Raw genomic sequence first — 9,663 nt, forward strand, 5'->3', positions numbered from 1 at the left:
GTACCCGACCCTGTGGCGGTCAGCGCCCACGATTCGTTTCCCCCTGCTCCGGGTCCCGTGCGTCCGAGTCGATGTCGCCTCCCGGGCCTCCGTCCGGCCGGTCCTCGGCGGAACGCGCGACCACCCGCGCACCGCTGCCGGGCAGGGCCGCCGGGTGGACCGAGACCGGCGCCGTCCGGGGAGCCGCTGCGGAGACGGAGGGTGCCGACGGCAGTGCGGGCCGGTCGTTGCCCCGGGGCTGGACGGGTACCGCCGCCCGCCGGTGTGCGTCCCCGGTGCCGGCGGGTATGGCCCTTTCGCGGTTCTCCCGGTTGCGCCGGGAATCCTCGGGCTCCAGCGGTATCGGCGAACCGCGCAGCGGCTCGTCCGCCGTACGCGGCAGAGTCAGCCGGAACTGCGACCCGCCGCCCGGTTCGCCCCATGCCTGCAACCAGCCGCCGTGCAGCCTGGCGTCCTCCACGGCGATGGACAGCCCGAGCCCGGTGCCGCCCGTCGTCCGTGCCCGGGCCGGGTCGGCGCGCCAGAAGCGGTTGAACACGCGCGTGGCCTCGCCCGGCTTGAGCCCCACCCCGTAGTCGCGGACGGCGACGGCGACCGCACCACCGGCCGCCCCCATCCGCACCACGACATCCCGGCCCTCACCGTGCTCGACCGCATTGACGACCAGGTTGCGCAGGACGCGCTCCACCCGCCGTGCGTCGGCCTCCGCGATCACCGGCTGCCCGTCGCCGACCACCCTGATCCGGGTGCCCTTGCGCTCGGCCAGCGGTTCGGCCCCGCCGATCACCCGGTGCACGACCTGCCTCAGATCTATCGGCTCGGCCTCCAGCGCCGCGGCGCCCGCGTCGAACCGGCTGATCTCCAGCAGGTCGGAGAGCAACGACTCGAACCGGTCGAGCTGGTCCCCGAGCAGTTCCGCCGAACGCGCCGTCACCGGATCGAAGTCACTGCGCGCCTCGTGGATGACGTCGGCGGCCATCCGCACGGTCGTCAGCGGTGTCCGCAGCTCGTGGGAGACGTCCGAGACGAAACGTCGCTGCATCCGGGACAGCTCCTCCAGCTGCTGGATCTTCAGCTGGAGGTTCTGCGCCATCTTGTTGAAGGCCTCACCGAGCCGGGCGATGTCGTCCTCACCGGTGACCTTCATCCGTTCCTGGAGCCGACCGGCGGAGAGCCGCTCGGCGATGCCCGCCGCCATCCGCACGGGCGTGACGACCTGCCGCACCACGAACCACGCGATGGCCCCGAGCAGCACGACGACGAACAGCCCTGCGGTTGCCAGCGTGCCCTTGATCAGGGTCAGCGACTTCTCCTCCTGCGTCAGCGGGAAGAGGTAGTAGAGCTGGTACGGGTTGTGGTCGATGTCGTAGAGGCGCTTGCCCACGACGAGCCCGGGCTCCGACTCCGGCCCGTTCGCGTACTTGATCTCGGAGTACGTCTGGAACGCCCCGGAGCCCTGGTTCACCTTGTCCCGCAGACGCTGCGGAATGCTCGCCGCATCCACGCTGCCCGAGCCGCGCGGCGCACGTGTGCCGTCGTCCGCGCTGAGCGCCACCACGTTGAAGGCGTTCTTGCCACCGCTGGCGAGCTGGTCGACGAGCTCGGTCCGCCAGGAATTGTTGGCCGTCGCGCCATCCGCGGTCTCGCCGCCCTGGCCTCCGTGGTTGAGCGGGGCGTTCGCCTTCTCCTGCGCCGCGGCGAACCCACCGGCGGCCTGTATCTGAACCGCCTTGCCCTTCGCGTCGAGCAGGCCGTTGCGCACCTGCCCGATCACGACCAGTCCCAGGAGCAGCACCACCGTGAGCGACATCAGCAGCGTGCCGGCGACGACCCGCAGCTGGAGGTTGCGGCGCCACAGCCGTACGGCGGGCAGCAGCGGCCGCCGCACCCAGCGCATCAGCAGTCGCGGCACGGGACCGCCGGGCGCCCGGTCGTGGAACAACCGGCCGCCCCGCAGCAGACGTCCCGCCCGGGACCTCCTGTGTTCAGGAGCGACGGCCCCCTCCGTGCGGGCTGCCGATGCCCCGGGCTGCGGAGCAGCGCCACCCTGGGGCATATCAGCTCGGTCCGGCCTTATAGCCGACCCCTCGGACCGTCACCACGATCTCGGGCCGCTCCGGATCCTTCTCGACCTTGGACCGCAGGCGCTGGACGTGCACGTTCACCAGCCGGGTGTCGGCGGCGTGACGGTACCCCCACACCTGCTCCAGCAGCACCTCACGGGTGAAGACCTGCCACGGCTTGCGTGCGAGCGCGACCAGCAGATCGAACTCCAACGGCGTGAGCGCGATCGACTGACCCTCCCGCTTCACCGAGTGACCGGCCACGTCGATGACCAGGTCCCCGATGGCGAGCTGCTCCGGCGCGGGCTCCTCGGACCTCCGTAGACGTGCCCTGATCCGGGCCACCAACTCCTTGGGTTTGAACGGCTTCACGATGTAGTCGTCGGCCCCGGACTCCAGGCCCACCACCACATCGACCGTGTCGCTCTTGGCGGTGAGCATGACGATCGGCACACCCGACTCGGCCCTGATCAGCCTGCAGACCTCGATGCCGTCCCTTCCGGGCAGCATCAGATCCAGCAGGACCAGGTCCGGCTTGGCCTCACGAAACGCGGCAAGTGCCTTGTCGCCGTCCGCTACGAACGACGGTTCGAACCCCTCACCACGCAGCACAATCCCGAGCATCTCGGCCAGTGCGGTGTCGTCGTCGACGACAAGGACGCGTCCCTTCATAATCGACATCATCCCATTAGCTAATCGTTACCTGCGATGACCTGGCACACAGCTCTGCCAGTCCGGTCCCGGTGACCGGGGAAACTGCGCCCTCCTCCGTGACGATCGCCGTGACCAGCTCCGGCGGTGTCACGTCGAACGCGGGGTTGTACGCCGTGGTCCCGGCAGGCGCCACACACACGCCACCGGCTTTGTCTCCGCCCACCCCGCCCTGCGGCGCTGTGAACTCGGTCACCTCGCTCCCCCTCCGCTGCTCCACAATGATCGACGCGCCGTCCGCGGTGTCCAGGTCCACGGTCGTGGTGGGCGCCACCACGACGAACGGTATGTGGTGGTACTTCGCGAGCACCGCCAGCGGATAGCTCCCCACCTTGTTCGCCACCGAGCCGTCCGCGGCGATGCGGTCCGCCCCGATGAGCACGGCGTCCACCTTTCCCGCGGCGAAGAGCGAGCCTGCGGCGTTGTCCGTGAGCAGGCTGTACGGCATGCCGTTGCGCGCCGCCTCGTAGGCGGTCAGCCGAGCCCCCTGCAACAGCGGACGCGTCTCGTCCACCCACAGCTGCCGCAGCCGCCCCTCCCGGTGTGCTGCGAGCGCCACCGCGAAGGCGGTGCCCTCGCCTCCCGAGACGAGCGCCCCGGTGTTGCAATGGGTCAGCAGCTGGTGCTCGCCGCCCGACAGCAGCTCGTCCAGCAACGCGAGCCCGTGCCGTGCCATGCGCGCACTGGCCTCGGCGTCCTCCCGATGCAACACCCTCGCCTCGGCGAGCGCCTCCCGGGCGGCCCGCGCGGGATCAGCCCCCTTCTCCATGGCGGCCCGGTACACACCCGCGACCCGTCGCACTCCGTACCCGAGGTTCACCGCGGTGGGCCTCGCCCCCTCCAGCAGCCCCGCGGCAGCTGCCACGTCCTCTCCCCGCGCGGCGGCGAGCGCCACCCCGTATCCCCCGGCGATCCCCAGCAACGGCGCCCCGCGCACCGCCAGCGAGCGAATCGCCCGCACCAGCGCGGGCACATCGGTGCACACCAGATCGACTTCCTCGGCCGGCAGCCGCGTCTGGTCGAGCAGCACCAGCTCGGGGCCTTCCGGCGGTTCGGCCCAGCGAAGTACGGAGAGCGCGGGAGGCTCCATGCCCACCGGCGGTTGCGCGTCCTGATCAGCCATCCGCCCAGTCTGCCCGGTGAGCCGCCCGCAAATGAAGCCACCGAGGAGATACGGCGCCAGGCCCGTGCCCGGGCTGCGCGTGGCACGATGGCTGCCAACCTGCCGTGCCGATGAGCGGACAGCACCGTTAAGGAGCGAGAATGAACGACACTCCGGGCTGGGCCTCGCCCGGATCCGCCCCCTCCGAGGACCAGGGGGCGGACGTTCCCCGGCCTTCCCAGCCCGTCGACGGCAATGGCCCGGCAGCACACTGGTCCCCCACACAGCCTCCGGCCGGGCAGTGGTCGCAACCGGGCCCGTCCGGCACAGGGCCCGGTGCACCGGGCCCTGCTCCCGCCTGGGGCGGCGGACCTCAGGGCCCCGGCTGGGGACAGCCGCCCCTCGCGGCCAAGCCCGGCGTCATCCCGCTCCGCCCACTCGGCGTCGGCGAGATCCTCGACGGCGCGGTCTCCACGATGCGTGCCCACTGGCGCACCGTGCTCGGCATCACATTGACCGTGTCCGTGGTCGCCCAGCTCGCGACGATTCTCGTGCAACGTTTCCTGCTGCCGGCCCCGCCCACGATCGATCCGTACGCAACCGGCTCGGAAGCGCTCCGACAGAGCGCCGACTCCGCCCAGTCCGCGTTGGTCACCAGCATTCCGTCCGCGTTCATCACGCTGATAGCCACACTCATCACGACATCCGTGCTGACCATGGTGATCAGTCGCTCGGTGCTGGGCCGCCCGGTGACCCTCTCCGACGCGTGGGCCGAGGCCCGGCCCCGGCTCGCGCAGTTGCTGGGCCTGACACTGCTGCTGGCCCTGATGAGCGCCGCGATCATGGCCATCGGACTGCTGCCGGGCCTGCTGGTCGGTTCCACGGCCGGTGCCGGGCTCATCGTCGTCGGCTTCCTCGCCGCGGCCGTCGTCGTACTCTGGCTGATGGTCCGCTTCTGCCTCGCCTCCCCGGCGCTCATGCTGGAACGCCAGTCGATCACTGCCTCCATGCGCCGTTCCGCGAAGCTGGTGAGGAACGCGTGGTGGCGGACCTTCGGCGTCCTGGCCCTCACCTGGCTGCTGACCCTCATCGTGGCCACGATCATCGCCATTCCGTTCACCGTCATCGCGATGGCCGTGGACGGCGGCGGGGCCGGCTCGCTCTTCACGGACGGCTCCGCGCAATTCGGCTGGTCGTTCCTGATCATCTCCGGCATCGGCCAAGTGATCACCGCGACGATCACCTACCCGCTCTCCGCCGGTGTGATGGCGCTGCTCTACATCGATCAGCGCATCCGCCGCGAGGCCCTCGACCTCGAACTCGCCCGGGCAGCGGGTCTGCCCGGCTACGGCAACGGGAGCTGATGCCGTGTCGGGGGTGGGGGCACCAACAACACGGTTGCTGATCCGTGCGAGCGGCGACGTGCCGGTGGACACTCCACGTGTGCCTGCCCGCGAAGCCGCCGAGCACGAGTTGTCCAAGCCGATGTACCACGAGAACGACCCCAGTCTCCTCCAGCGCGGCCTCGACCAGCTCTGGGACTGGATCGGTGATCTCCTGAACGCGGCCTCCGGTGCGGCACCGGGCGGCCCGGTCGGCCTCGTCGTGCTGGCGCTGGTGGCCGTCGGACTGGTGGCCGCGCTCTGGTGGCGGTTGGGTACCCCACATCGCGGCGTGCGCTCCCCCGACACCCTCTTCGACGACAGCCCCCGCACCGCTGCCGAACACCGGGCGGCCGCCGAGACCCACGCCGCCGCCCACCGCTGGAACGAAGCGGTCCAGGAGCGCATGCGCGCCGTCGTCCGCTCGCTGGAGGAACGCGCCCTGCTCGACCCCCGCCCCGGACGCACCGCCGACGAAGCCGCCGCCGAGGCCGCCCGTCCACTGCCCTCGCAGGCCACACGCCTCCGCGCCGCCGCCAGGGAGTTCGACGACGTCACATACGGTGGGCGCGTCACGGACCGGCAGGCATATCTGACCATGCGAGCCCTGGACCTCGATCTCGAGGCCGCGAAGCCGCTCCTGACGTCGACGCCCCGGGGAGCGGCCGAATGACCGAGGCCACCGTTGTCCCCACCACCTCGACTTCCGCCTCCCCTCGCCAGGTCTGGTCCCGCGTACGCGGTCTGTTGCTCGCCCTTCTCGTACTCGTCGGCGCGGGAATCGCCCTGGCCACCGTGCGCTCCGGCGACCAGCACGGCCGCCTCGATCCGCGCTCCGCCGACCGCAACGGCAGCCGGGCGGTCGCCGAGCTCCTCAAGGAGCGGGGCGTCTCCGTCCGCGTCGTCACCACCCTCGACGCGGCCACGGCCCAGGTCGGTCCCGACACCACCTTGCTCGTCACCTCCCCCGATCTGCTGACCGCCCACCAGCAGGACCGGCTCCGAGCCAGCACCTCGTACTCGGCCGGCCGCACCGTCCTTCTCGCGCCGGGCCCGCCCTCCGTGGGCACGCTGCTCCCCGGCGTCCGCGCAGATCCCGTCGGCCCGACATCGATCCGCGCCCCCCGGTGCACTCTGCCTGCGGCCCGCAGCGCCGGTTCCATCGAAACGGGCGGCTACCGCTACGCATCGACCGTCTCTGCTTCCGCTGCGTGTTTCCCGAGCGATGGACTCCCCACCCTGCTCCAGTTCGAGCAAGGTGCCGGGGACACGGTTCTCCTCGGTTCGTCCGACCTCCTTCAGAACGCCCAGCTCGGCAATCAGGGCAATGCGTCCCTCGCCCTGCAGCTTCTCGGTTCCCGCCCACATCTGGTCTGGTACCTCCCCTCACTTGCCGACAGCGGTGCTGTCACCGGAAACGACGAGACCGACGGCAGCCAAGCCGATCGCAGCTTCACCGATCTGATCCCCAAGGGCTGGCTGTGGGGCACCCTGCAACTCGCATGCGCTGCCGTACTGGCAGCCATCTGGCGCGCACGCCGCCTGGGCCCTCTGGTGACGGAACGGCTCCCTGTCGCCGTCCGAGCCTCCGAGTCCGCCGAAGGCCGGGCCCGCCTCTACCGCAAGGCCAACGCCCGCGACCGGGCCGCCGACTCACTGCGCTCCGCCTCTCGTCTCCGTCTCGCCTCCCTCGTCGGTGTCTCCTCCCGCGACGCTCACTCCGCGGTTGCGCTCGTCCCTGCGGTCTCCGCCCGCCTCGGTGACTTCAACGGCGACCTGCACGCCCTTCTCTTCGGCAGCGCTCCGTCCGACGACGACGCACTTGTCCAACTGGCAGATCTACTCGACACCCTCGAAAGAGAGGTACGCACTTCATGAGCGCCTCGCCCCCGGCGTCCGCCGGAACCACCGACTTCCCGGCGGACGGCGACACGGCCCGCGCATCCCTGGAGGCACTGCGCTCCGAGATCGCCAAGGCCGTGGTCGGCCAGGACCCGGCGGTCACCGGGCTCGTCGTCGCCCTGCTGTGCCGAGGCCATGTGCTCCTCGAAGGCGTTCCCGGCGTGGCCAAGACCCTCCTGGTCCGCGCTCTTGCCGCCTCACTGGAACTCGACACCAAACGCGTCCAGTTCACACCTGATCTGATGCCGAGCGACGTCACCGGCTCGTTGGTCTACGACGCCCGTACCGCCGAGTTCTCCTTCCAGCCCGGTCCCGTCTTCACTCATCTCCTCCTCGCCGACGAAATCAACCGCACGCCGCCCAAGACGCAGTCCTCCCTCCTGGAAGCAATGGAGGAACGGCAGGTAACCGTCGACGGCATTCCTCGTCCCCTGCCTGATCCCTTCCTCGTTGCGGCCACGCAGAACCCCGTCGAATACGAGGGCACCTACCCTCTCCCCGAGGCCCAGCTGGACCGCTTCCTCCTGAAACTCACGGTGCCCTTGCCGTCCCGTGACGAGGAGATCAGTGTCCTCACGCGTCATTCCCAGGGATTCGATCCGCGCGACCTCACCGCAGCGGGCATACGTCCCGTCGCCGGACCGGCCGATCTGGAAGCCGCTCGTGACGCGGTCGCCCGCACCAAGGTCTCTTCCGAGATCGCCGGCTATGTCGTCGATGTCTGTCGTGCCACGCGCGAATCCCCCTCACTCTCCCTCGGTGTCTCCCCTCGAGGCGCCACCGCTCTGCTGTCGACCGCTCGTGCCTGGGCCTGGCTCACCGGCCGCGACTACGTCATTCCGGATGACGTGAAAGCTCTCGCGCTCCCCACACTCCGCCACCGCATCCATCTGAGGCCCGAGGCTGAAATGGAAGGAGTCACGCCCGACTCCGTCATCACTTCAGTCCTCGCCCACGTCCCCGTACCCCGATGAGGCGCTGACCGTGGCCCTTACCGGACGCACCGCCCTCCTGGCCGCTCTGGGATCACTCCCCGTAGGCATCCTGGCGCCCAGTTGGACTGGCATGCTCGCAGTCAACGCACCGCTTTCCCTGGCAATTCTGTGCGACTATGCCCTGGCTGCACCAGTGCGAACGCTCCAGTTCACCCGATCCGGTGATACATCCGTTCGACTGGGCCAGACTGCCGAGGTGCAACTCACCGTAACCAATCCCTCCCGTCGACGCCTTCGGGCACACCTTCGCGATGCCTGGCCGCCCAGCAGCTGGCCCGCCGGGAAGGACCGAACCGCGTCCCGTCACGCTCTGACGGTCCCGGCGGGAGAGCGCCGCCGTCTGACCACGTCTCTGCGGCCGACACGACGCGGCGACCGTCGAGCCGTGCGGGTCACCGTCCGCTCATTCGGGCCTATGGGACTCGCGGCCCGCCAGGGCAGTCACGTCGTCCCGTGGACGGTACGCGTCCTGCCGCCCTTCACCAGTCGCAAGCACCTGCCGTCGCGTCTCGCCAGGCTGCGGGAACTCGACGGCCGCACCAGTGCGCTCACGCGGGGCGAAGGCACAGAATTCGACAGCCTGCGTGACTACGTTCCCGGCGACGACACCCGGTCCATCGACTGGCGCGCGACGGCACGCCAATCCGCCGTCGCGGTGCGCACATGGCGGCCGGAGCGCGATCGCCACATCCTTGTCGTCCTGGACACCGGCCGCACCTCGGCAGGCCGTGTAGGGGACGTACCGCGCCTCGATGCGGCGTTGGATGCGGCCTTGCTCCTCACCGCGCTCGCCACTCGTGCGGGTGACCGTGTGGACCTGCTCGCCCACGACCGCCAACTCCGCGCCCGCGTCCAGGGCAAGGCTGCCGGAGAGGTTCTCGCGGCCATGGTGAACGCGTTGGCGCCGATCGAACCGGAGCTGGTGGAAACAGATGCCCGGGCTCTCAGCGCTGCCGCCCTTGCCAACGCGCCTCGTGGCTCCTTGATCGTGCTTCTCACGGGCCTGGACGCGACGCCCGTGGAAGAGGGGCTGCTACCGGTCCTGCCCCGGCTGACACAGCGCCATACCGTGCTGGTGGCTTCAGTGGCGGACCCGCACATCAAGAAGATGACGGCGGCAAGAGGCACAGTGGATGCGGTCTACGAGGCGGCAGCCGGCACCCAGGCGCAGGCACGGCGGATTCGTACCGCAGACGCATTGAGGCGCCACGGCGCATTGGTCGTCGATGCTGCTCCGGACGACCTCGCTCCGGCTCTCGCCGATGCTTACCTGGCCCTCAAGCGGGAAGGCCGCCTTTGACCTCATTCACCAACGGCCTAAGGACGCTCCCGCCTGCCCTTCGAGAAACAAGAGCCTCCCCTCATGAATAAAAGAAGGGCCCTTCCCCGAGCGGGGAAGGGCCCTGAAACGCAGAAAAGCCCCGTGCCACAAGGGCACGGGGCTTCCCACAAAAGGAGTCCGGCGGCGACCTACTCTCCCACAGGGTCCCCCCTGCAGTACCATCGGC

At 70.1% G+C, this 9,663-nt stretch carries 8 protein-coding genes; 5 read left to right on the forward strand and 3 right to left on the reverse strand.

Annotation, left to right across the window (positions count from 1 at the left end; translation table 11 throughout):
* Window positions 1–19: 19 nt before the first annotated feature.
* The 3 genes from mtrB to mtnA are packed head-to-tail and all read right to left on the reverse strand — an operon-like array spanning window position 20 to window position 3,897.
* Window positions 20–2,056 carry an MtrAB system histidine kinase MtrB gene (mtrB, locus tag ACFC79_RS28425; RefSeq protein WP_376245650.1) on the reverse strand — a complete coding sequence of 679 codons (2,037 nt, stop codon included), beginning with the start codon at window positions 2,054–2,056 and terminating at the stop codon, window positions 20–22.
* Window position 2,057: 1 nt separating this feature from the next.
* On the reverse strand, window positions 2,058–2,747 hold the full coding sequence (gene mtrA / locus ACFC79_RS28430; protein ID WP_187438793.1) for a two-component system response regulator MtrA: 690 nt from the start codon (window positions 2,745–2,747) through the stop codon (window positions 2,058–2,060).
* A gap of 4 nt (window positions 2,748–2,751) precedes the next feature.
* Window positions 2,752–3,897 (reverse strand): S-methyl-5-thioribose-1-phosphate isomerase, encoded by a 1,146-nt coding sequence (gene mtnA, locus ACFC79_RS28435; RefSeq protein ID WP_376245653.1) that lies wholly within the window; start codon window positions 3,895–3,897, stop codon window positions 2,752–2,754.
* A 140-nt stretch (window positions 3,898–4,037) separates the two neighbouring features.
* Here mtnA and ACFC79_RS28440 point away from each other — a divergent pair, with 140 nt between their 5' ends.
* The 5 genes from ACFC79_RS28440 to ACFC79_RS28460 are packed head-to-tail and all read left to right on the forward strand — an operon-like array spanning window position 4,038 to window position 9,455.
* A complete protein-coding gene (locus ACFC79_RS28440; RefSeq protein WP_376245656.1) occupies window positions 4,038–5,240 on the forward strand; it encodes a glycerophosphoryl diester phosphodiesterase membrane domain-containing protein in 1,203 nt (400 codons plus the stop codon).
* A 4-nt stretch (window positions 5,241–5,244) separates the two neighbouring features.
* Entirely contained in the window at window positions 5,245–5,931 is a 687-nt protein-coding gene (locus ACFC79_RS28445; RefSeq protein WP_376245659.1) for a DUF4129 domain-containing protein, read from the forward strand.
* On the forward strand, window positions 5,928–7,136 hold the full coding sequence (locus tag ACFC79_RS28450) for a DUF4350 domain-containing protein (protein WP_376245662.1): 1,209 nt from the start codon (window positions 5,928–5,930) through the stop codon (window positions 7,134–7,136). The genes ACFC79_RS28445 and ACFC79_RS28450 overlap by 4 nt, the downstream gene beginning before the upstream one ends.
* Window positions 7,133–8,134, forward strand: a complete 1,002-nt coding sequence (locus ACFC79_RS28455; RefSeq protein ID WP_376245665.1) for an AAA family ATPase — start codon at window positions 7,133–7,135, stop codon at window positions 8,132–8,134. Before ACFC79_RS28450 ends, ACFC79_RS28455 begins: the two co-directional genes overlap by 4 nt.
* Before the next feature lie 10 nt (window positions 8,135–8,144).
* Window positions 8,145–9,455 carry a DUF58 domain-containing protein gene (locus ACFC79_RS28460; protein WP_376245667.1) on the forward strand — a complete coding sequence of 437 codons (1,311 nt, stop codon included), beginning with the start codon at window positions 8,145–8,147 and terminating at the stop codon, window positions 9,453–9,455.
* Window positions 9,456–9,663: the final 208 nt, after the last annotated feature.

Origin of the sequence: Streptomyces sp. NPDC056061, assembly GCF_042266885.1 — a bacterium.
Taxonomy (GTDB): domain Bacteria; phylum Actinomycetota; class Actinomycetes; order Streptomycetales; family Streptomycetaceae; genus Streptomyces.

Bases quoted from the DNA above. Each gene is read 5' to 3' on its own strand.
- mtrB (WP_376245650.1), bottom strand. From the start codon at position 2,056: ATGCCCCAGGGTGGCGCTGCTCCGCAGCCCGGGGCATCGGCAGCCCGC.
- mtrA (WP_187438793.1), bottom strand. From the start codon at position 2,747: ATGATGTCGATTATGAAGGGACGCGTCCTTGTCGTCGACGACGACACC.
- mtnA (WP_376245653.1), bottom strand. From the start codon at position 3,897: ATGGCTGATCAGGACGCGCAACCGCCGGTGGGCATGGAGCCTCCCGCG.
- ACFC79_RS28440 (WP_376245656.1), top strand. From the start codon at position 4,038: ATGAACGACACTCCGGGCTGGGCCTCGCCCGGATCCGCCCCCTCCGAG.
- ACFC79_RS28450 (WP_376245662.1), top strand. From the start codon at position 5,928: ATGACCGAGGCCACCGTTGTCCCCACCACCTCGACTTCCGCCTCCCCT.
- ACFC79_RS28455 (WP_376245665.1), top strand. From the start codon at position 7,133: ATGAGCGCCTCGCCCCCGGCGTCCGCCGGAACCACCGACTTCCCGGCG.